The following is a 21,209-nucleotide window of genomic DNA, read 5'->3' as shown; positions in this document are numbered from 1 at the left end:
TCGTCCTACGCTCCTTCGTTTCGTTGCAGTGCTGTCTCGCCGATCAGGGACTCCCCGGCGAGGGACTCATCGACACGGCCGACGGCCGTCACGGTGAGGGGACCCTCCGCGAGTTGAGAGGCGAGAGCCGCGACATCCGCTGTCGTGACGCGGGCGAGGCGGCTGAGGGCTTCATCGAGGTCGATGAACTCCCCCGTCGTGATCTCGGCTCTCCCGAGCCGCGACATGCGCGTGTCGGAATCCTCGAGCGCGAGGGCCGAAGCTCCTCCGAGCTGGCCGAGGGCGCGACGCAGCTCCTCCTGAGTGACGCCGTCGCGCGCGATCGCGCGGAACTCCGCCAGCATGAGCTCCGCGACGGAACGGGCGCGCCCGGGAGAACAGGCGGCGTACATGCCGAGCACGCCCGCGTCGGAATAGCTCGAGGCGAAGGAGTGCACGGAGTAGGCGAGCCCGCGACGCTCACGCACCTCCTGGAAGAGGCGCGAGGACATGCCGCCTCCCAGCACGGAGCTGAGCACCGAGAGCACATTCCTGCGCTCGTCCGCCGCTGCGAGACCGGGAACTCCAAGATAGAGATTGACCTGCTCGCTCGGCCGCGCGATGACCTGCTGCGAGGACTCACCGCTCACGGGCGGCTTCGGACGGCGCCTCGCGGCAGGCTCGCGCTCAACCGAGAGATTCCAGCCGCCCCGGCGCAGGTGCGCCTCCACCGCCGCGACCAGCTGGTCGTGGTCGATCGCCCCCGCAACTGTCACGACGAGCTCGTGGGGCGCGTAGTAGCGGCGGTAGTGCGCGTGGACGGCATCGCGGGTCACCGCCGAGATCGTGCCCGGATTGCCCCCGATGGGACGGCCGAGCGGATGCCCCGCAAAGAGTGCCTCGAAGAATCGCTCCCCCGCGAAGTCGGCGATGTCGTCCTCGGCCATGGCGAGCTCCTCGAGGATCACGCCGCGCTCCGTCTCGAACTCGCCGGGATCGAGGCGCGAGGACGTAACCATGTCCGCCAGTACATCGACGGCCATGGGGACGTCCGTGTCGCGGACCTTCGCGTAGTAACAGGTGTACTCCTTGGCGGTGGCGGCGTTGTGTTCACCCCCGACCTCGTCGAAGCTCACCGCGATGTCGAGTGCGCTGCGCCGCGACGTGCCCTTGAAGAGAAGGTGCTCGAGGAAGTGAGTCGAGCCGAGGGCGCTGCCCTCCTCGTCGCGTGACCCCACCGCGACCCAGAAGCCGATCGTCGCACTGCGTGCGGATGGAACGGACTCAGTGAGGATTCGTACGCCAGAGGGAAGGACGGTACGGCGAACCAGACACTCCCCCGCTGCCGCGAAGGTTGTCTCTCCCACGGTCAGGGGAAGCTCCAGAGCACCGTTCATCAAGAGTCGAGCCTAAGCCACTCGGACTTCGCTGCCCGTGCCTCCGCGCGGAGTCGCAGCCCGTCTCCCGAAAAGGAAATGCCCCCCGGAATGCGGAAAATGTACCCCAAAAAGCCGACATACAGAGCTGTCTGTCCCCGTTAATCTTGCTAGCCTGAATGCACCAGGTCAGGAAAGGACCCCCAACCCCACCGGCCCGGTTCCATCACCCGAAGATGGATGGCCTGCACCAAGGCCTGCACCACTGAGAGCGAACGAACGCGAACCCGAATCGCGAAGCACTCCGGCGGATGACCCGAACACCGCCGGGGTGCGCGTTCGCCACTGTTCAACACCTAGCCGAATGCCCGAGGGAGTCACGCTGTGACGGTTTCAGAAAGTCGCGCCGCGCAGCGTGACCCCGCAGGTGTTCCCGTCACGACGCCCGTGGCGGGCATCTCGATCCCGGCCGACTCAACCGCGCCCGCCTTCACCTCGGGCCCCGGCGCCCGCGCCCGCATCCTCGCAACGGCCATGCGCCTCTTCTACTACGAGGGCATCCGCTCCGTCGGCATCGACCGGCTCATCGCCGAGTCGAGCGTGACCAAGGCGACGTTCTACAAGCACTTCGGGTCGAAAGACGCCCTTATCCTCACCTACATCCAGTCGGTGCACGAGGAGACGGTCGCCGCTGTCAATGCCATCGAGGCGGAGATCAGCGACCCGGCGGAGGTGCTCCGGTCCCTCGTCGCCGGCATCCAACGCGACACGCAGCGGGACGACTTCCGGGGGTGCCCCTTCGCCAACGCGGCGAGCGAATACCCCGACCGCACGCACGAGGTCCGCAAGGTCGTCACGGCGCATCGCGATTGGTATGCCGCGTTCATCGCCGAGCAGTTCCGACTCGCGGGGCACAGCCTCCCCGGCGATGCGGCAGACGAGTTCATCCTGCTGCGCGACGGCGCCATGGTCGGAGGCTATGTGGGCGACCCCATTGCAACGGCGGCGGCGCTCTCGCGCCTCAGCGATCACTGCCTCATCGGCATCTGACGGCTCACGCCTCGCCCAACCTCACGACGAGACGTCGTCGAGACTCGCCATCTGCTGTCGGGTCAACGCCAGCCCCCTGGCCTCGAGCACATCGAGAAGCTCCTCTGTCGACCGCGCCGCCACAATGGCGGCCGTGACACCCGGCTTTGAGATCGCCCACGCGGCCGCCACCCGAGCGCGGGACGCCCCCAACTGCTGTGCCACCTGAGCGAGGCGGTCGAGGACTCTCGACCCCTTCCGCCCGACGTGATCGAGAGCGCGCCCCCACAGCGGCGAGTCCGCGACATCCGCCCGCCCGCTCACTCCCCCCGTGAGGAAGCGATGCGCGAGAGGACGCAGTGCGAAGAATGCCGTGCCCGTCTGCTCTACGAAAGGCGCGAACTCGCGCTCGAAAACCCCCCGAGCCATGAGGGAGTACTCCTCGAAGACGCCCATCACATGGGGGTAGCGGGCCTCGGCCGAACGCCCCTGCATCGCGCGAACCCGAGCGGCCGTATGCCCCAGTACCGCGACATGCCCCACCTTTCCGGCCCGCACGAGGAGGTCGACCGCCTCGAGCGTATCGTCGATGGGAACACTCGAGTCGTGCCCATCCAGCGTGAGAATGTCGATGCGGTCAGTGCCGAGGCGGCGAAGGGAGGCCTCGGTCGCACGCGCCACCATGCGAGGTGACAGACCCCGAGCATCCGCGTGCTGACCGATCGTCGTCGCCACCACGACACCCGAGGTGTCGCGCTGCGAGCGGAGCCAAGAGCCGATCATGACCTCGCTGCGGCCGCCAGCAAAGTGGTCCGCAGTGTAGACAAGGCCTCCCCCGGCTCCCACGAAGGCGTCGAGCATTGCGGCAGCCTCCTTGGAGCCCGAGACCCATCCGAAGACCCCGCCATCCAAACCGATCGGTGCGACCGCGAGACCCGTGCCCCCGATCCGCCTCATTCGTCCACGATATTCCCTAAGTCGCGATCCTCCACCCCCGAAGACTGGCGCCGCGCAGGTGACGGTGGCAGCGTTGACGCAGGAGGTGTCACATGTCGGAATCTCAGAAGGTGACGCAGCAGAAGGCACTCACGAGCGACTCGGGCCGCATCTGGCTCATCGTCGCGGCGTTCATCTCGATCCTGTGCCTCGTGCTGCTGTGGTTCATGCGCGAGCTGCCGCCAGTCGGTGCTGCCACAACGGGCATGGTCGCGATCGTCGTGGCCTACCTCGCGATGGTCGCGATCCGTTTCGGCGTGAGCCGCGACCGGCTGCGTCTCGGCCTGCTCGCCACCCTCACTATCGCGATCGTCGTCATCTTCGCCGTCGTGGCGTGGATGACGATCGTGTCGGTGTAGGGCCGCGAAACGACGGATGCCCGCCCCGCGACGAGCGGGACGGGCATCCGGATGACGCGGGGACTCAGCCCTCCTGCGACTCGCTGTCGCCGGAGGCCGCCTCAGCCTCGTCGATGACGGGCGCGAGCGAGAGCTTTCCACGGTCGTCGATCTTGGTGATCTCGACCTGGATCTTCTGGCCCACTCCGAGAACGTCCTCGACGTTCTCGACCCGCTTGCCGCCCGCGAGCTTGCGCACCTCCGAGATGTGGAGGAGGCCGTCGCGGCCGGGCATGAGGGAGACGAAGGCACCGAAGGTGGCGATCTTGACGACCGTGCCCAGGAAGCGCTCGCCCACCTCGGGGTTGAGGGGGTTCGCGATCGCGTTGACGGCGGCGCGGGCGGCCTCGGCCGAGGGGCCGTCGACAGCACCGATGTAGACGGTTCCGTCATCCTCGATCGAGATGTCGGCACCCGTGTCGTCCTGGATCTGGTTGATCGTCTTGCCCTTGGGGCCGATCAGCTCGCCGATCTTGTCGACCGGGATCTGCACCGAGATCACGCGCGGCGCCGTCGGCGCCATCTCGTCAGGCTCGTCGATCGCCGAGTTGATGACCGAGAGGATTGCCGTGCGGGCATCCTTCGCCTGCTTGAGCGCGCCGTCGAGCACCGACGAGGGGATGCCGTCGAGCTTCGTGTCGAGCTGGATCGCCGTGATGAACTCGCTCGTGCCCGCAACCTTGAAGTCCATGTCACCGAGGGCATCCTCGGCTCCCAGGATGTCGGTCAGCGCCGCATAGCGGGTCTCACCGTCGACCTCGTCGGAGACGAGACCCATCGCGATGCCCGCGACGGGAGCGCGCAGCGGCACACCCGCGTTGAGGAGCGAGAGCGTCGAGGCACAGACCGAACCCATCGAGGTCGAACCGTTGGAGCCGAGTGCCTCGGACACCTGGCGGATCGCGTAGGGGAACTCCTCGCGGCCCGGGAGGACCGGCACGAGGGCCCGCTCGGCGAGGAAGCCGTGGCCGATCTCGCGACGCTTGGGCGAGCCCACACGACCCGTCTCACCCGTCGAGTAGGGCGGGAAGTTGTAGTGGTGCATGTAGCGCTTGTGCGTGACGGGGCTCAGCGAGTCGATCTGCTGCTCCATCTTGAGCATGTTGAGCGTCGTGACACCGAGGATCTGGGTCTCACCGCGCTGGAAGATCGCGGAGCCGTGCACGCGCGGGATGACCTGCACTTCGGCGTCGAGCGGACGGATGTCCGCCAGGCCACGGCCGTCGATGCGGACGCCCTCCGTGAGGATGCGACCGCGCACGATCTTCTTCGTGACCGACTTGTATGCCGCCGACACCTGCGCCGCGGCATCCGTGGGAAGCTCGCCGGCCTCGATCTTGGCGGCAACAGCGGCCTTGACCTCGTCCTTGAGCGCGTCATCCGCATTCTGGCGCTCGGTCTTGTCGGCGATCTGATAGATCGAAGTGAGACGCTCGTGCGCGAGGCCCGAGACGACGTCGTAGGTCTCCTGGTCGTACGCCGTGAAGACGGGGTACTCCTGGATCTCCTTGGCCGACTGGGCCGCGAGCTCCGCCTGCGCCTTGACGAGCTGGCTGAGGAACGGCTTGGCCGCCTCGAGGCCCTGCGCGACGACGGTCTCGTCGGGCTTGGTCGCACCACCCTGGATGAGACCCCACGAGGCCTCCGTTGCCTCGGCCTCGACCATCATGATCGCGACATCCTCGTTGCCGTCCTTGTCGGTCACGACGCGGCCCGCGACGGTGAGGTCGAAGACGGCGCGCTCGAGCTGCTCGGCGTTGGGGAAGGCCACCCACTGGCCGTCGATCAGGGCGAGGCGGATGCCCGCGATCGGGCCGCTGAAGGGCAGGCCCGAGATCTGGGTCGACGCGGAGGCCGCGTTGATCGCGAGCGCGTCGTAGAACTCGCCGGGAGCGATGCTGAGGACGGTGATGACGATCTGGACCTCGTTGCGGAGGCCGTCGACGAACGACGGACGCAGCGGCCGGTCGATGAGGCGGCAGACGAGGATCGCCTCCGTCGAGGGGCGGCCCTCACGACGGAAGAACGAGCCGGGAATCTTGCCGGCGGCGTAGGAGCGCTCCTCGACATCCACCGTGAGCGGGAAGAAGTCGAAGCCCTCCCGCGGGTGCTTGCCGGCGCTCGTGGCGCTCAGCAGCATCGTGTCCTCGTCGAGGTAGGCGGCGACGGCGCCCTGGGCCTGCTGCGCGAGCCGGCCCGTCTCGAACCGGACGGTGCGGGTGCCGAACTTGCCGTTGTCGAGTACGGCTTCGGCGAACTTGATCTCTGGACCCTCCATAAAGGGCTCTCTCCTTTGTTTAACGTCGCCCCCCGTGTGGGCGCGACTCGAACATCGGAGCAGGAGCGGGCAGTCAGGGGCGCGCGCGATGGCGCGTGCGCCGGGCTCTGGCCAACAGTAGAAAGGCGCCAGGACCTCGAAGAGGGACTGGAAGCTCACCACCGGTGACCAGCCTCGTGCCGGCCTGCTCCGTTGATTTTCGTGCTCTTTGTTGCTTCGGTCGCACTGAGGCGACCGTCGGTAGTCTAACAGTGCGACCCGCGAGAGCCTAGGGGCGCGCCGAGGCGACGCCTTCCCTTTGAATCGCATGAGCGTCGGAACACGGTGGGGACGTCACGCCTACCGTGGAGGCATGAAGGCCACACCCACACTGGAAGACATCACAGAACTGGCCGACCGGCGCTCCGACGCGAGTGTCATGATCTCGCTGCCGACGTCCCCCGTCGCGAGCGAGGTCGAGCGCCTCAGGCTCGAGTACAAGAACGCGATGAAGGAGGCCGACCGGCAGCTTGAGGCGGCCGATATCGACACGGATGTGCGGACGGCGGTCCGCCGCCGCCTCGACGAGGTCGTTGAGGGAGAGTTTTGGACGCACCTCGCGCAAGGCGCCGTGATCTTCGCGACCCCCGACTTCGCGCGGGAGTACCGCGTGCAAACTCCCGTGCCCTCACGGGTCGCGGTGGGCGACCGCTTCGACATCGGCCCGCTGCTGCGCTCGCTCGCATTCGCCCGCACGGGATACGTGCTCGCCGTGACGGAGGGCAGCGCGCGCCTCGCCTCCATCTCGGCAGACGTCGGCCCGACCGAGATCCCGCTCGACCTGCCCGACGACATCCACTCCGTCTTCGAACGCGCCGAGAACTCGGGGGCCGCCGACATGCACCGAGCGCAAGGGGCGACGGGCGACAAGGTCGAGCTGCGCAAATACTGCCGCATCGTGCAGGAAGCCGTCATCCGGGCGATCAACGGACGGCAGGCTCCCCTCGTGCTCGCCGCCTCCAATGAGATGCTCTCCGCCTATCGCGAAGTCAACAGCTACCCGCTGCTCCTGGAGGAGTGCGTCGACGTCAACCCCTCCTCCCTCAGCCTTCAGGACCTCGAGGACAAGGCCAGGGGCGCACTGCGGAAGGACTACGAGAACTCCCTCGCCGAGTGGCGCGAGACCTTCGGGACCAGGCTCAACCACGGCCGGGCCAGCGTCAATGTCGCCGACATCGCGCGCGCCGCGAGCATGGGGGCGGTCGAGGAGCTGCACTTCGATGTCGCCGATGATAGCGAGGGAATCATCGACGCAGATGGCGACATCACCCCGGCGCCCGTCCCCGGTGCCACGAGCTTTGGCATCTTCGACGAGATCGCCGTGCGAGTGCTGCGCCTGGGCGGCACAGTGCGCGCCGTGCAGAAGCGAGACCTGCCCGGCAAGCAGGGGATCGCTGCGATGCTGCGCTTCGAGCTGGAGACCTGAGACAGCAGCATCCGCGAGACGTACGAGCGCCCGGAAGCCTACGCGGCTCCCGGGCGCTCTGCTAGTTGCACCGCGAAGTGGATCAGGCCTGCTCGGCGAAGGTCTCCTGCACCCAGTCGGCGATGTAGCCCGCAACGGGGAGCATGTTGTCGATCGAGATGTGCTCGGTGCCACCCTCGCTCTCGTCGAAGATACGCAGCTGGCGCTTGGGACTGTTGACCGCCTGCTCATAGCTCTGCTCTGCGTACTTGACGTTGATCTGGCGGTCGCCGATGCCGTGCGTGATGAGGAAGGGCACGGTGATGTGCTCAACGACGCCGTTGAGGGTGACCTTGTCAGCCGTCGCGAGGAACTCCTCCTTGGTGTCGGCACCCCACACCCACATGACGTGGTCCCAGTAGTGGGGCACGGGGTTCTCGCCCTCACGGTTGACGCGGCCGTGCTGCACCTCGCCCCAGTTGTGGTTGGCACCCCAGGCGACGACCTGCTTGATCCGCTTCTCGAACGCGGCGGCGCGCGGCGCGTAGTAGCCGCCGAGCGACCAGCCGACGAGCCCGATGCGCTCGGGGTCGACCGCGATGTCACCGGATGCCGCAGCCGACTCGATGAGGTCGACGCAGGCCGCCGCCCACACCTCGGTGTCGAAGCGGGACTTGAGACCCCGCAGGCGAAGGGCCTCTCCCGAGCCGGGGGTGTCGACCATGAGGGTCGAGATACCGCGGCGCGCGAGTTCTTGAGGGAACTGCGAGTAGTACATCATCTCCTTGGTGGAGTCCAGGCCGTTCCACTGGATGACGACGGGTGTCGGGCGGCCGTCGAGGCTCTCCGCCTGGTAGAAGTAGCCGGGCATCGACGAGCCCTCGAAGGGGATCTCGATCTTGCGGACGGGCGCGCCCGCGAGCTCGATGTGCTTGAAGAGCAGGTCGATCGACTTCTGGTATGCGGCGTTGCGCCCCTCCCACTTGGGCGACTGCAGGCGCTCGGCCTGCGAGGTGTAGAGACTCGCCCGGTAGAACTTGTCGCCCGCCGTGATGCGCCGTCCCGCGGCCTCGTCGGCCTCGGCCTCACGAATGAGCCGGTTGGCAACCGCCTCCCACGAGGCGTAGAGCAGGTCGGTGCCCGCGTCGTCACCATTGCGGGATGCCTCAAGGACCGGCTTGCACGCCCGATCGATCTCGTCGATCAACCCCCCATTGTTGAGCGATGCGACGACCGCCATGCTCCAGACATAGTTCGTCGGAAAATACATGTACATGCGTGTGACTCCGTTATCGTTCGTGCGTGTTCGACCCCGCGGGGCCTTGCCACGCTAGCCGCGCACGAGGTCATCAGGGAAGACGATTCAACTGATGACCGCAATCACTCAGGTCGATGGGTTCTCCTGCGCCGCCCGGATAGTGTCCGACATGTATTTGACGCCGGCCGAGGAAGAGAAACCGCCGTCGACAGGAATCTCCGCGCCCGTCACATAGGACGCGGCGTCCGAGACGAGAAAGGCGACGACCGAGGCGACCTCCTCAGGCTGCGCTGTTCGCTCGAGCGGCGTGAGTGCGAGCTGGGCCTGCGTCATGATGGCGGGTGCCGACGCCATCATTGGCGTCTCCACATACCCCGGGTGCACGATGTTGACCCGGATGCCACGGCCCCCATACTCCGTCGCGGCGACGTGCGTCAGCCCCCGCAGCCCCCACTTGCTCGCAGTGTAGGACACGGTGTGGTGCGCGTTGAGCGCCGCGAGAGAACCGACGTTGACGATCGAGCCACCCTCCGTCATGAGGGGCGCCAGCGCCTGGATGCCGAGCATGGGGCCCGTGAGGTTGATGCCCAGCACTCGGTTCCAATCGGCGAGCGCCATCTCACCCAGCCGGGAGCGGAACGGGATCCCCGCATTGTTCACCAGTCCATGTACGGGTCCACGGGCCGCCAGCTCCCGCGCCAGCCGTGCCCAGTCCCCCTCGCTCGACACGTCGAGGCGGTGATACTCGATTGTGCCGGCGAGATGTGCCGCGGCATCCGCGAGATCGGGGGCCTCGCCGTCGGCGAGGTCCGTGGCAACGACGACCGCGCCGGATGCTGCGAGCACGAGACTTGCGGCCCTGCCCTGCCCCCCGGCCGCTCCCGTGACGACGACGACCTTGCCTGCGAGCCCGGGAAGAACGATGGGGTCATTCATGAGGTCGGATTCCTTTCGTGCTGCTGTCACTTCCGATGCTCCCACGGGCAGAGGGGTCAAGCGGGACGGTGCGCCGACTCTCAGGTGTGCGGGGTGGAATTGGACGCACCATCACCGAACGGAAGGACATGCCATGAAAGCCCTCCAGTATCGAGAAATCGGAGCCGCTCCCGAGGTCGTCGAGGTGCCCACCCCTGAGCCCGGCCCCGGGCAGGTTCTCCTCAAAGTCACGGCTGCGGGCGTCTGCCACTCCGACGAGTTCGTCATGTCGCAGAGCGAGGAGGCCTTCCTGGCAGCCGGGTGGGCGCTCCCGCTCACGCTCGGCCATGAAGGCGCGGGCATCGTCCACGCGCTCGGAGAGGGCGTCACCGAGGTCGCCGTCGGCGACTCCGTGGCCGTCTACGGGCCATGGGGCTGCGGCCACTGCCACAACTGCGCCCAGGGTAAGGAGCAAATCTGCCTCAACGCGGTGGAACAGGGCATCCAGCCGCCCGGGCTCGGCGCACCCGGCGCCATGGCCGAGTACCTGCTCGTCGACAACGCCCGGCATCTCGTGCCCCTTGGCGACCTCGACCCCGTCGCCAACGTCTCACTGACGGATGCGGGACTCACCCCCTACCACGCCATCAAGCGCAGCCTTCACAAGCTGGGCGCCGGCAGCACCGCCGTCGTGATCGGCACGGGAGGGCTCGGTCACGTGGCGATCCAGATCCTCCGGGCGATCAGCGCGTCTACTGTCGTCGCGCTCGATGTCTCCGAAGACAAGCTCGCCCTCGCTCGAGACGTCGGCGCACATGAGACATTCCTGAGCAATCCGGAGGCCGTCGCATCCGTTCGGGAACTGACGGGCGGACGCGGGGCCGACGCGATCTTCGACTGCGTGGGCATCCAGGCGACAGCCGATCTGGCCGCCCCCATGGCGGGGCACGAGGGCGAGATCGCGATGATCGGTGTCGGCGGCGGCGCCGTGCCCGTCGGTTTCGGTACGACCGCGTACGACGTGGCCGTGAGAGCGCCGTACTGGGGCACGCGCGACGAGTTGATCGAGGTGCTTGAGTTGGCCCGCCGGGGACAGATCCACGTCGAAACGGAGCGCTTCAGCCTGGATGACGCCCCCAAGGCCTACGAGCGTCTGCACGAGGGCACGTTGAGGGGGCGCGCGGTGATCGTGCCCTGAGCGGGCCCCGGCTCACCCCGGCGAGAAACCCTCGAATCCGCTCGCGACACTGCCGAAGCCCCACGGGTCGCCATTGAGGCCTGAGCGCTCAGTCGCCTCCACTCGATCAGCGAGCTGACGCGCGGCCCTCTCGATGCGCACGGCGAGTTCGTCGCCCGCATCGGAACCCCAGTCGTCGGTCGCCGCGAAGACTCCCGTCGGCACGACCTCCGCGCGCAGATAGGCGAAGAGCGGACGCAGGGCGTGGTCGATGACGAGCGAGTGCCGTGGAGTGCCCGCGGTTACGGCCGCAAGCACCGGCATCCCCTCGAGCGCGGCCGGATCGATCACGTCGAAGAAGGACTTGAAGAGACCGCTGTAGGACGCGCTGAAGACGGGCGTCACCGCGATCACCCCATCCGCACCCGTCACCGACTCGATGACGGCCTCGAGGGCCGGGGAGGCGAAACCGGTAAGCATCATGCTGGTGAGGTCGCGGGCGTGATCTCGCAACTCGACGACCGTCAGGTCGACCTCCACCCCACGGCGCGAGAGCTCGGCGACGGTCGTCTTGGCGAGACGATCCGCCAGCATTCGCGTCGAGGAAGGCTGGCTCAGCCCGCCCGAGACGACGGCGAGCCTGCGCGTCACCGTCATGATGCGACCTCCGCCCGCTCCTCGGCCTCGGCGACCGCGGCGGCAGCCAGGCGGGCGTCGTGAGTGGGAGCATCCGGCACCGTCGTCGGCCGGTTCTTGGCGAACTCCTCGCGGAGCACGGGGACGACCTCTCCCCCGAGGATGTCAAGCTGCTCGAGGACCGTCTTGAGCGGCAGGCCCGCGTGGTCCATGAGCCAGAGCTGGCGCTGGTAGTCGCCCACATAGTCGCGGAAGCCGAGTGTGCGGTCGATGACCTCCTGCGGGCTGCCGACCGTCAGCGGCGTCTGCTCCGTGAAGTCCTCGAGACTCGGCCCGTGGCCGTAGACGGGTGCGTTGTCGAAGTAGGGACGGAACTCCCGCACGGCATCCTGCGAGTTCTTGCGCATGAAGACCTGGCCGCCGAGCCCCACGATCGCCTGCTCAGCCGTGCCGTGCCCGTGGTGTTCGAAGCGCTGGCGGTAGAACTGCACCATCTTCTGTGTGTGCGATGCGGGCCAGAAGATGTGATTGGCGAAGAATCCGTCGCCGTAGTAGGCGGCCTGCTCGGCGATCTCAGGGCTGCGGATGCTGCCGTGCCAGACGAAGGGCTGCACGCCGTCGAGCGGGCGCGGCGTCGACTGAAAGCCCTGGAGCGGGGTGCGGAACTTACCGCTCCAGTCGACGTAGTCCTCACGCCAGAGCCGACGCAGGAGCGCATACTTCTCAAGCGCGAGCGGGATGCCCTGGCGGATGTCCTCCCCGAACCAGGGGTAGACGGGGCCCGTGTTGCCGCGGCCAAGCGTGAGGTCCATGCGGCCGCCCGAGAGGTGCTGCAGAGTGGCGTAGTCCTCCGCGAGCCGCACGGGATCGTTGGTCGTGATGAGCGTCGTCGCGGTCGAGAGGATGAGGCGTTCGGTCTTCGCGGCCACCCAGCTGTTGATGGCGACGGGGCTTGAGGGGAAGAAGGGCGGGTTGTGGTGCTCGCCCATCGCGAAGACATCGAGGCCGACCTCCTCGGCGTGGCGCGCGATCGTCAGAATGTCCTGGAGTCGCGAGGCGTCCGTCGGCGTCCGACCCGTCGTGGGGTCGGTCGTGATGTCACCGACACTGAAGATGCCGAACTGCATGCCGCTCATGGCGGGAACCTCTCTTCTATACGTTTGCATGTACTGTGCTCAACGCAGCGACCCGCCAGATATTCCCTCCCGCTGAGCATCCCCGGGGAACCCAATGTGGATGACAGTGGCGGATGTGAGGATCATCCCATGCCATGCTCCGTCGTCCCGCCCTACCTGCTCGCCCGGCTCGCGACCGCCGAGGACCCCCGATACGCCGTGGCGGCGGGTGCGGCGCGCCGCGCCCTGCTGATCGATGAACCGCTGCGCCGGGGACGTTGTGAAACGCCCGCATCCGCCCAGGGCGCACCGACTGCTCCCGGCGTGCGGGCCGCCGCGGGGCCGCACCGCACCATCTACGATGCGCGCGGCGAGACCGAGCTCCCCGGCGAGGTCGTCCGGCAAGAGAACGAGGCTCCCACGGGGGATGTCGCAGTCGACGAGGCCTACGAGGGCCTCGGGCAGACGCACCGGCTACTGCTCGACGTGTATGGACGCGCATCGATCGACGGTCGCAACATGCGACTCGACGCCGTCGTGCACTATGGGGTTCGCTACGACAACGCCTTCTGGGACGGCAGCCGCATGGTCTTCGGCGACGGCGACGGCGAGGTGTTCGACCGCTTCACCCGCTCCCTCAGCGTCATCGGACACGAACTCGCGCACGGCCTGACCCAGTTCACGGCCGGCCTCATCTATGAGGGTCAGAGCGGGGCCCTGTCGGAGCACGTTTCCGACGTCATCGGCTCCCTCGTGGAGCAGTACGCGCGCGGCGAGATGGCAGCGGAGGCGAGCTGGCTCATCGGCGAAGGGCTCTTCACCCCCCTGGTCGAGGGCCGGGCGCTGCGCTCAATGCTCGAGCCGGGCAGCGCCTACGACGACGATGTGATCGGCAAGGACCCTCAGCCCGCTCACATGCGCGACTACATCAGGACGACCGACGACAATGGGGGCGTGCACCTCAACTCGGGCATCCCCAACCGTGCCTTCGCCCTCACAGCACTCGCGCTGGGCGGCCCCGCCTGGGAGCGGGCGGGCCACATCTGGTACGACACGCTCACGGGGCCGCTCTCCCCCACGAGCGACTTCGTTGCCTTCGCCGAAGCGACGACGGATGCCGCGGCTCGCCGCTTCGGCGCAGGTTCCGAGGAGGAGCGTGCCGTCCGCAGCGGCTGGAGCGAGGTCGGGGTGCTGCCATGAGGATCACCGTGCGGCGCACGGGCGGAATGGCCGGGATCTCCCGCGAGTGGAGCGCAACCGTCGACGCGGAGGAAGAGGGCTGGCGCGAGCTGCTCGATCGCCTGCCTCGGGATGCTGCGCAGGGCGGCGCTGACGGCGCCGACCGCTTCATCTACCTGGTCGTGTGCGCGTCCGATCCGGAAACAGACGAGTGGCGCTGCGAGATTCCCGAACGAAACTTCACGGGGCCCTGGCAGGAGCTGCTCGACCGCGTCCGCGACACCCCGGAGTGAGCGAAGCAGGCTGAGCGGAGCGGACTGCGCGGAGCAGATTGAGCGGAGACACGAAACGGGCCGCCACCCGAAGGTGACGGCCCGTCCAAGAAGATCGCGGTGTCATCGGGACCCTCCGAGGAGGGACCGACTCACGGCATCCGGCTGGTGTCTTATCGACGCTGCGCTGTTTATCGACGCTGCGCTGTTATCGACGCAGTCCGATGCGCTCAATGAGCGAACGGTAGCGGTTGATGTCCACGTCCTGCAGGTAGCCGAGCAGTCGACGACGCTGGCCGACCAGGAGAAGCAGGCCACGACGCGAGTGGTGGTCGTGCTTGTGCTGCTTGAGGTGCTCCGTGAGGTCCTTGATCCGCTGCGACAGAATCGCGATCTGAACCTCGGGGGAACCCGTGTCGCCCGGGTGGGTTGCGTACTCTTCGATGATCGCCTTCTTGACGTCTGCTTCAAGAGCCATAGATGGGATCCCCTTTCTCTCGTTGCGCGGTGCCGGTCACAGGATGTGCCAGCTCTCTTTATCCGCGGCCGTTCTGACGGCAACCAAAAGAGTTTACCACCGCGCCGTCCCTCTCGTGAGTCCGGCGAATCAGTGCAGCGCATCCTCGCGGACCGTGAGGGTCGGGCCCCCCGAGGCATGCTCCGCTGCGGATGCCTCCTCCCGGGCCCGACGGAGCTGCTCGACGGCCCCGAAAGCGACCAGGCCCTGAGCGAGCGTGTAGGCGAGCATGATGACGACATCCGCCTGCCAGATCTGGATCGACGGCACGAAGCGGTCGACACCCAGCATGCTGTCGGAGACGGCGAAGAGGAACCCGCCGAGCACGACAAGCGCGCTCGCACGAGTCGAGGCCATCGCCATGAGCCCGAGAACCACGCCGTAGGCGGCCAATGGCCACACGAGCCAGGCCGCGTGCGGGGCGAGCAACGCCACGAGCGCGATCCACCAGCCGAGATACGCGAAGGCGGCGAGCGGAAGCCTGCGCACCCCCAGGTGGAAGACCATGAGCAGGAGAAGGGCGGCATGCGCGATGAAGAACGCCGCCAGCCCCAGAAGGAACGCATCCGTTCCCGGCACCATGAGGGCGAGATCCCCCACCCAGGAGGAGATGATCGCGACGACACCGAGGGCCGCGGCGCGAGAGCGCAGCCGCGGCACCCCCACGAGGAACCCGAGCAGCAGGGCCGGCATGAGCAGCGCCTTGCTCGAAACGTCAGTGGCGGCGACATCCGCCCCCATCGATGTCGCCACGAGCGCGAGCAGATGCAGCACGGCGACCACCGCATAGGGGAGGAAAGCGAGCCGTGCGCGAGCTCGCGGCGAGAAGCGCATGAGCGAAGCGTAGCGCCACCGACAGCCACGGGCGACGTGGGCGGGGCTGCGCGGGCTAACGTGGACGAATGACCACCTCTGGATCGCCCGTGACACGCCCCCGCGCCCTCATCACGGGAGCGACAGCGGGCCTCGGGCTGGAATTTGCACGGCAACTCGGGGCTGCAGGACACGACCTTGTGCTCGTGGCCCGGGACGAGGGCCGCCTCGCCGCGACCGCGCAGGCACTCACGCGGGCCTACGCAGTCGATGTCGAATCGCTGCCCGCGGACCTGTCCGTGCGAGAGCAGGTCGACGCCGTGGCTCACCGCCTAGGAGATGACGTCTCCCCCGTCACGATGCTCGTCAACAATGCGGGCTTCGGCCTCACGAAGCCCTTCCACGTCAACGACGTCGAGGAGGAGCAGCGTCACCTCGATGTGCTCGTAACCGCACCCATGCGCCTCGCCCACGCCGCCCTTCGGGCCATGCGCGACCGGCGAGACGGCGCCATCATCTCCGTCGCAAGCGTCGCGGCATACACGCCGCGCGGCAGCTATGAAGCCGCCAAGTCGTGGATCCTCAGCTTCAGCCGGTGGGCGAACCTCGAATATCGCCGCGACGGCGTGACCGTCACGGCGGTGGCCCCCCGGCTTCGTCCGCACTGAGTTCCATGAACGGATGCGGGCCCGCACCGACGGCATCCCGGCCCCCCTGTGGCTCGATGCGCCTGGTGTCGTGCGTGCGGCCCTCGCGGGGGCCGCACGCGGGCGTGCCATCGTCATCCCGAGCCTGCGCTACAAACTCATCGTGGGACTCGCGCGGGTGCTGCCCGCACGGATCGCCGCCGCCGGGTCACTGCACCCGCGCTAACAAGGGCGAGCTTTGACAGGCGCGCCTCAGGTCGTCTGCCCCGCGTGGGTGCCCTCGTTGACCTCCTCGACGAGCTTCGCGTTGAAAGCCGGAAGGTCATCAGGGTTCCGGCTCGTGACGAGCCCGTTGTCGACCACGACCTCCTCATCCACCCACTCGGCGCCCGCGTTGCTGAGATCCGTGCGCAGCGAGGGATAGGACGTCACGGTGCGGCCGCCGAGCACGCCCGCCTCCGCGAGCAGCCACGGGCCGTGACAGATCGCCGCGACGGGCTTGTGCTGCTCGAAGAACGCCCGCACGAGATTGACGGATGCCTCGTCCATGCGCAGGTGGTCGGCGTTCACGACCCCGCCGGGAAGCACGAGGGCGTCGAAGTCCTCCGCCTCGACGGACTGCGGGCTCGCATCCACCGTGAAGGTGTCGCCCGGCGACGTGCCGTTGAAACCCTGCAGGGAGTCGCCGGCCGGTGAGACCAGCGTGGGCGAGCCGCCGGCATCCTGCACCGCCTCCCACGGGCTCGTGAGTTCGATCTGCTCTACCCCGTCCGTGAGGAGGAAGGCGATCTTCTTGCCGGTGAGCGTCATAGTGGCCATGCGCACTCCTTACTCTCGTGGCCCCGGGCCCTCACGCCCGAGGCACTCTGCTGGATGCCTCAGACGCTACGTCTCGACATCCGTGCCCCCAGGGGGTTTCGGGGAACGCGCAGCGAACGCGCCGCTCGCGATCAGAACACGCGCTTCTCAGCAAAAATTCTGCCAAAAGTCTTGATCTCCGCCGCTGCCGAGGCGCATGCTTGAGCAAGATCAACTCATCGCCCGGAAGAGCCGCACCAAGTGCCGCACCGGGCGATGAGTCCGTTAACGACCCGCGAACGCCTGCGCGAGGAAGTCGCGCACCTCGGCGACCTCCTCAATCGAGATCCCGTGCCCCACGCCCGAGTAGCGGCGGCGCGTGAGAGTGCAGTGGCCGGGCAGCCACGCCTCCGTCGCCTCCGTCGCCTCGCTCGGAATGATCGGATCGTCAAGGTCCCGGCCCCAGAACATCGGGGGGCGCACCTGCGGGAGCGTGGCATCCGCGGGGCACACCCCCGGAACGATGAAGCCCGAGAGGTTCACGAAGGCCACGAAACGCTCCGGTGAGAAGCGCATGAGGTGCGTCGCGAGGGCGCCGCCCTGGCTGAAGCCGAGCACCGCAACGGGGCCAGCAGGGGCGACGCGGTCGAGCCAGGCAAGGATGGCACGCGTTGCCGCCTCAGCGCCCTCCGCCGAAGGAAGACCCGGAGCGGCGGGCGGGAACCAGCTGTAGCCACCCCCACCTAGGAAAGGAAGCGGGGCGCGCAGCGACGCATAGACCGCGTCGGGGAGAAGCATGGGGGCGAGCTGCATCAGATCGTGCTCGTGCGAGCCGCGGCCGTGGAGGAGTACGACGAGAGGCCTCTCCCCCAGCACGTCCCTCGGCTCCGACCACGCGACTACCGCATCGTCGATCTCGAGCGCTTCCGCCATCATTCGTCCTCCCCTGTCGAGCCTGCCGCGATCGGCCCCAGAAGCGCCGCAGCGACCGTCGAATGAACGGAGTCCTCGTTGCTCGGATGAAACGCCCCCGCCATGACATCACGCATCAGACGCCCCAACTCGTCGCCCGCGCGGTAGGAGCGCCCGCCCGCAACCCGGACCGCCTGCTCCACGACGTATCGCGCCGTCTCCGTCGCGCGCAGCTTCGCCCCCGTGAGTGCCCGGAACCACTGGTCGCCCCGATCCACACCCTCGTCGAGGTCGCGCGCGAGGGTCTCGAGCTGCGGCAGAAGCCCGTCGAGTGCGATCGCGGCGTCGGCAAGCTTCCACCGTGTCTCGGGGTGCTGGTCGCCCGTGAGACCCGTGCGCGCCGAACGGCGGGAGCGGGCAGCATCCACACCCAGTTCGAGGCCGCGCTGGGCGAGCCCCGCGTAGACGGAGGAGAGAAGGAGGAGGAAGTTGGCGAAGATCGCGAAGACGAGCGGATGCGGCACCGGACCCGGCGGGCGGTGACCGAACACGCGGTCAGCGGGAGCTTTCGCCCCACCCAGACGCGTCGTATTGCTCTGACTGGCACGCATGCCGATCGTGTCCCAGTCATCGAGGATCTCGATGCCCTCCGTGCCACGCTCGAGGAAGGCGTGGACGAGAACCGGCTCCGGCCCCGAATCATCCCGTCCGAACACGCCGAGGCGCGTCCAGGCGGGTGAGAGACTCGTGAAGATCTTGGTGCCCGTGAAGGCGTAGCCACCGTCGGTCTGCGGCTCGGCGCGGGTGGCGCTGTCGAAGAGCACGAGATCGTTGCCGGGCTCGCTGATGCCGAAGGCGAAGATCTCGCCCTCGGCCGCCTCCCGAAGCACGTAGTCGAGCGAGGCGTCCCCTTGCTCGCGCAGCAGCCGGGCCACCCCCGTCCACACGAGATGCATGTTGACGGCGAGCGCCGTCGCGGGTGCCGCCGAAGCGAGCCTCGACTGCTCGCGCATGGCCTGCTGCAGGCCGAAGCCGAGACCGCCCAGCTCGCGCGGCACGAGCATCCGAAGATAACCGGATGCCGCGAGCTCGGCGAGATCGTCGTGCGGGAAGGCGTTCTCGCGGTCGAGGGCGCCCGCCCGAGACCGGAACCGTGCGAGGTCGTCGTCGGCGAGGATCATGCCTCCAGCATGTCACCGACGCAGGGCACCGCGCAGCCGAAGGCAGGCCGCATGGCTCGGCGACTCACCCCGTCGGCGGGAGCTGGCCGACCAGGGTGAGGCGCTGCGTGGCCCTCGTCATCGCGACATAGAGCGCGCCGGCGCCCCTCGGCAGCGCCGCGATGGAGGCGGGGTCGACGATGACGACATCGTCGAACTCCAGCCCCTTCGCCTCCTGGGGGGCGAGCACGACAATAGGGGCGAGCAGGCTCTCGCTGCCGAACGCCACGAGCTCACCGAAGCGCTCGCGAAGCTCGGAGTGAATCTGCTCGAGCCGCTCGCCACGGGCGATCACGGCGAGAGTGCCGCGCTGCCCCTCCTCCCGATGCCGCGAGACGGCCGCCATGAGGCTCTCGGCCTCCTCGACCGGCCACCTCGTGCTGCGCACGGCCTGTGACGGTGTGACGGGAAGGCCGGATGCGATCGCCCACTCCTCCGCGACCTCGGCGATCTGTCGCGGCGTGCGATAGTTCACCGAAAGCTCCTCGAGGCGCCAGCGCTGCGACTCCGCGCTGCGACCGATCAGCGGACGCAGTGCCTGGCGCCAGCTGGAGGAGGCGGTGGCGGCGGACGCCTGCGCGATGTCACCCACGATTGTGAAGGAGCGCAAGGGGCAGCGGCGCAACAGCAGCCGCCACTGCATGGGCGACAGCTCCTGCGCCTCGTCGACGACGATGTGCCCATAGGTCCACGTGCGGTCGCTGCCCGCCCGCTCCGAGGTCGTCGCTCGGATGCCCGTCTCGGCGAAGTTCGCGGCGAGCGACTTCGCATCGATCATCCCCTCGACCTGCATGTTCTCGATGGCGGCCTCAGCGTTCTCGATGTCCCGCTTGCGCTGCTGCTTCTCCTCACGCCGCCGCGCAGCCCCCACGGGATCGAACTCGCCCAGCAGCTCGGCGGCCTCATCGAGGAGCGGGACGTCTTCGACCGTGAAGGGCGCATCCCGGCCGCGGCGCAGCAGCGCCCGCTGCTCGTCCGACCACGCGGGGGTCAACTCGGCGAGCCAGTGCGGCCGAGCATAGAGGTCCTGCAGCAGCTTCTCGGGCGTGAGCGGGAGCCACGCCGTATTGAGAGCCACCCGCACATCATGCGCCGTGCGCAGGTCCTCCTGAAGCATCGGCATGTCCGAACCGTCGATCGTGTTGCCCTGGGCGCGCAGCTGTGCGGCCCACTGCTTCGTGAGTTCGGCGAGGGCCGTCTTGACGAAGGTCACGCGGGCCTCGTTGTAGGGCTTGCGGGTCTCCCGGGCGCGGGCGATCGCTCGCTCGACCGTCGCCGGCTCCAGCATGACGGTGTCGCCATTGACGATCATCGCCACCGGTGAATCGGGAACGCGCTGCCGCGACCGAACCGCGCGGGCGATCAGCTCGGCCATGGCGGAACGCCCCTTGAGCGCCGCGACAGCGGGTTCGTCGTTGACGGTCGCCGCGATGCCGGGCAGGAGCCCGCCCAGGCTCGCCAGCACGACCCCCGTCTCGCCGAGCGAGGGCAGGACCGACTCGATGTAGTGCAGGAACGAGGCGGACGGCCCGACGATGAGAACGCCCGCGTTGCCCAGCCGCTTGCGGTGGGAGTAGAGGAGATAGGCGGCACGATGAAGGGCGACCGCGGTCTTGCCTGTACCGGGACCGCCCTGCACGACGAGGACTCCCGCCAGTTCAGAGCGGATGATTCGATCCTGCTCCGCCTGGATGGTCGCGACGATATCGTTCATCCGCCCCGTGCGCTCGGCCCCCAGCGCCGCGAGCAGGGCGCCCTCACCCTGGTGCTCGCTCGCCTCGTCGAGCAGTTCGGGGTCGAAGATCTCGTCCTCCACCCGGACCACGTCGCGGCCGCGCGTGATGAGGTGCCGGCGTGCCCGCGCCCCCATCGGTTCGGCCGCCGTCGCCTGGTAGAACGCGCTGGCCTGTGGCACTCGCCAGTCCAGCAGGAGGGGGTGTTGCTCCTCATCGCGCAGACCGATGCGACCGATGTAGCGGTCGACCGCCTCCTCCTGCGCGGATGCCGCGAGCTGCAGCCGTCCGAAGGCGAGACGCTCCGTCACCTCGCGGAGCTGGGCGATGCGGTCCTCGTAGAGGCGAGCGAATGTGTCTCGCTCGGTTCGACTCTGATGAGTGCCACCACCACCCTGCGCCCGGATGGAGGCGAGCTGACGTTCCGCTTCGGCCTTCAGGTCGTCAAGGCGCCGGTATAGCCCTGCGACGTAGTCGCGCTCATGCTCCAGCCCGTCTTGGATCACCCGCAGCCCCT

19 protein-coding genes and 1 pseudogene are annotated in these 21,209 nt (G+C 68.1%); 7 read left to right on the top strand and 13 right to left on the bottom strand.

Annotated elements, in window-relative coordinates:
* Nucleotides 1-5 precede the first annotated feature (5 nt).
* The gene (locus tag OH146_RS13305; RefSeq protein ID WP_265161560.1) at nt 6-1,376 is read right to left on the bottom strand and encodes a M16 family metallopeptidase; all 1,371 of its coding nucleotides are present in this window, start codon (nt 1,374-1,376) and stop codon (nt 6-8) included.
* Between the two features lie 363 nt (nt 1,377-1,739).
* On the opposite strand from OH146_RS13305, the gene OH146_RS13300 reads away from it, so the two are divergent.
* Nucleotides 1,740-2,405, top strand: coding sequence for a TetR/AcrR family transcriptional regulator (locus OH146_RS13300; RefSeq protein WP_265161558.1), 666 nt, complete (start codon nt 1,740-1,742; stop codon nt 2,403-2,405).
* A 21-nt stretch (nt 2,406-2,426) separates the two neighbouring features.
* Here OH146_RS13300 and OH146_RS13295 read toward each other — a convergent pair whose 3' ends face one another.
* Nucleotides 2,427-3,341, bottom strand: coding sequence for an aldo/keto reductase (locus tag OH146_RS13295; RefSeq protein ID WP_265161556.1), 915 nt, complete (start codon nt 3,339-3,341; stop codon nt 2,427-2,429).
* A gap of 92 nt (nt 3,342-3,433) precedes the next feature.
* Between OH146_RS13295 and OH146_RS13290 the strand changes: the two genes are divergently transcribed.
* Complete coding sequence (locus OH146_RS13290; RefSeq protein ID WP_265161554.1) at nt 3,434-3,739, top strand: hypothetical protein; 306 nt, start codon at nt 3,434-3,436, stop codon at nt 3,737-3,739.
* A 64-nt stretch (nt 3,740-3,803) separates the two neighbouring features.
* On the opposite strand, the gene OH146_RS13285 is transcribed toward OH146_RS13290, so the two are convergent.
* Nucleotides 3,804-6,056: a polyribonucleotide nucleotidyltransferase gene (locus tag OH146_RS13285; RefSeq protein ID WP_265161552.1), complete on the bottom strand. Its 2,253-nt coding sequence runs from the start codon at nt 6,054-6,056 to the stop codon at nt 3,804-3,806.
* Nucleotides 6,057-6,408: 352 nt separating this feature from the next.
* Between OH146_RS13285 and OH146_RS13280 the strand changes: the two genes are divergently transcribed.
* Nucleotides 6,409-7,521 (top strand): baeRF11 domain-containing protein, encoded by a 1,113-nt coding sequence (locus OH146_RS13280; RefSeq protein WP_265161550.1) that lies wholly within the window; start codon nt 6,409-6,411, stop codon nt 7,519-7,521.
* Between the two features lie 82 nt (nt 7,522-7,603).
* On the opposite strand, the gene OH146_RS13275 is transcribed toward OH146_RS13280, so the two are convergent.
* Together OH146_RS13275 and OH146_RS13270 are read right to left on the bottom strand one after the other, a co-directional pair.
* Nucleotides 7,604-8,770: an alpha/beta hydrolase family protein gene (locus OH146_RS13275; RefSeq protein WP_265161548.1), complete on the bottom strand. Its 1,167-nt coding sequence runs from the start codon at nt 8,768-8,770 to the stop codon at nt 7,604-7,606.
* A gap of 114 nt (nt 8,771-8,884) precedes the next feature.
* Nucleotides 8,885-9,724: an SDR family NAD(P)-dependent oxidoreductase gene (locus OH146_RS13270; RefSeq protein WP_265161546.1), complete on the bottom strand. Its 840-nt coding sequence runs from the start codon at nt 9,722-9,724 to the stop codon at nt 8,885-8,887.
* Nucleotides 9,725-9,827: 103 nt separating this feature from the next.
* On the opposite strand from OH146_RS13270, the gene OH146_RS13265 reads away from it, so the two are divergent.
* Nucleotides 9,828-10,871: an NAD(P)-dependent alcohol dehydrogenase gene (locus OH146_RS13265; RefSeq protein WP_265161544.1), complete on the top strand. Its 1,044-nt coding sequence runs from the start codon at nt 9,828-9,830 to the stop codon at nt 10,869-10,871.
* A 12-nt stretch (nt 10,872-10,883) separates the two neighbouring features.
* Here OH146_RS13265 and OH146_RS13260 read toward each other — a convergent pair whose 3' ends face one another.
* On the bottom strand, nt 10,884-11,507 hold the full coding sequence (locus tag OH146_RS13260; protein WP_265161543.1) for an FMN reductase: 624 nt from the start codon (nt 11,505-11,507) through the stop codon (nt 10,884-10,886).
* Nucleotides 11,504-12,613 (bottom strand): LLM class flavin-dependent oxidoreductase, encoded by a 1,110-nt coding sequence (locus OH146_RS13255; RefSeq protein ID WP_265161715.1) that lies wholly within the window; start codon nt 12,611-12,613, stop codon nt 11,504-11,506. Before OH146_RS13255 ends, OH146_RS13260 begins: the two co-directional genes overlap by 4 nt.
* Nucleotides 12,614-12,751: 138 nt before the next feature.
* On the opposite strand from OH146_RS13255, the gene OH146_RS13250 reads away from it, so the two are divergent.
* Together OH146_RS13250 and OH146_RS13245 are read left to right on the top strand one after the other, a co-directional pair.
* Complete coding sequence (locus OH146_RS13250) at nt 12,752-13,801, top strand: M4 family metallopeptidase (RefSeq protein ID WP_265161542.1); 1,050 nt, start codon at nt 12,752-12,754, stop codon at nt 13,799-13,801.
* Nucleotides 13,798-14,073 carry a protealysin inhibitor emfourin gene (locus OH146_RS13245; protein ID WP_265161540.1) on the top strand — a complete coding sequence of 92 codons (276 nt, stop codon included), beginning with the start codon at nt 13,798-13,800 and terminating at the stop codon, nt 14,071-14,073. The genes OH146_RS13250 and OH146_RS13245 overlap by 4 nt, the downstream gene beginning before the upstream one ends.
* A 187-nt stretch (nt 14,074-14,260) precedes the next feature.
* On the opposite strand, the gene rpsO is transcribed toward OH146_RS13245, so the two are convergent.
* Both rpsO and OH146_RS13235 read right to left on the bottom strand, forming a co-directional pair.
* Nucleotides 14,261-14,530, bottom strand: a complete 270-nt coding sequence (gene rpsO / locus OH146_RS13240; RefSeq protein WP_265161539.1) for a 30S ribosomal protein S15 — start codon at nt 14,528-14,530, stop codon at nt 14,261-14,263.
* 129 nt (nt 14,531-14,659) lie between these two features.
* The gene (locus OH146_RS13235) at nt 14,660-15,403 is read right to left on the bottom strand and encodes a lysoplasmalogenase (RefSeq protein WP_265161538.1); all 744 of its coding nucleotides are present in this window, start codon (nt 15,401-15,403) and stop codon (nt 14,660-14,662) included.
* A gap of 68 nt (nt 15,404-15,471) precedes the next feature.
* On the opposite strand from OH146_RS13235, the pseudogene OH146_RS13230 reads away from it, so the two are divergent.
* Nucleotides 15,472-16,255 (top strand): annotated as a pseudogene (locus tag OH146_RS13230) (SDR family NAD(P)-dependent oxidoreductase).
* Nucleotides 16,256-16,281: 26 nt separating this feature from the next.
* Here the strand turns inward: OH146_RS13230 and OH146_RS13225 are convergent.
* From OH146_RS13225 to OH146_RS13210, 4 genes are all read right to left on the bottom strand, one after another.
* The gene (locus tag OH146_RS13225) at nt 16,282-16,839 is read right to left on the bottom strand and encodes a type 1 glutamine amidotransferase domain-containing protein (protein ID WP_372508512.1); all 558 of its coding nucleotides are present in this window, start codon (nt 16,837-16,839) and stop codon (nt 16,282-16,284) included.
* Between the two features lie 273 nt (nt 16,840-17,112).
* Nucleotides 17,113-17,760 (bottom strand): alpha/beta hydrolase, encoded by a 648-nt coding sequence (locus OH146_RS13220; protein ID WP_265161535.1) that lies wholly within the window; start codon nt 17,758-17,760, stop codon nt 17,113-17,115.
* Entirely contained in the window at nt 17,760-18,920 is a 1,161-nt protein-coding gene (locus OH146_RS13215; RefSeq protein WP_265161533.1) for an acyl-CoA dehydrogenase family protein, read from the bottom strand. Before OH146_RS13215 ends, OH146_RS13220 begins: the two co-directional genes overlap by 1 nt.
* A gap of 64 nt (nt 18,921-18,984) precedes the next feature.
* Nucleotides 18,985-21,198 (bottom strand): HelD family protein, encoded by a 2,214-nt coding sequence (locus tag OH146_RS13210; RefSeq protein WP_265161532.1) that lies wholly within the window; start codon nt 21,196-21,198, stop codon nt 18,985-18,987.
* Nucleotides 21,199-21,209: the final 11 nt, after the last annotated feature.

It is taken from the genome of Homoserinimonas sedimenticola, from assembly GCF_026094475.1.
Taxonomy (GTDB): domain Bacteria; phylum Actinomycetota; class Actinomycetes; order Actinomycetales; family Microbacteriaceae; genus Homoserinimonas; species Homoserinimonas sedimenticola.
The sequence above is the reverse complement of the archived record's forward strand: the minus strand, read 5'-3'. Positions and strand labels throughout refer to the sequence as shown.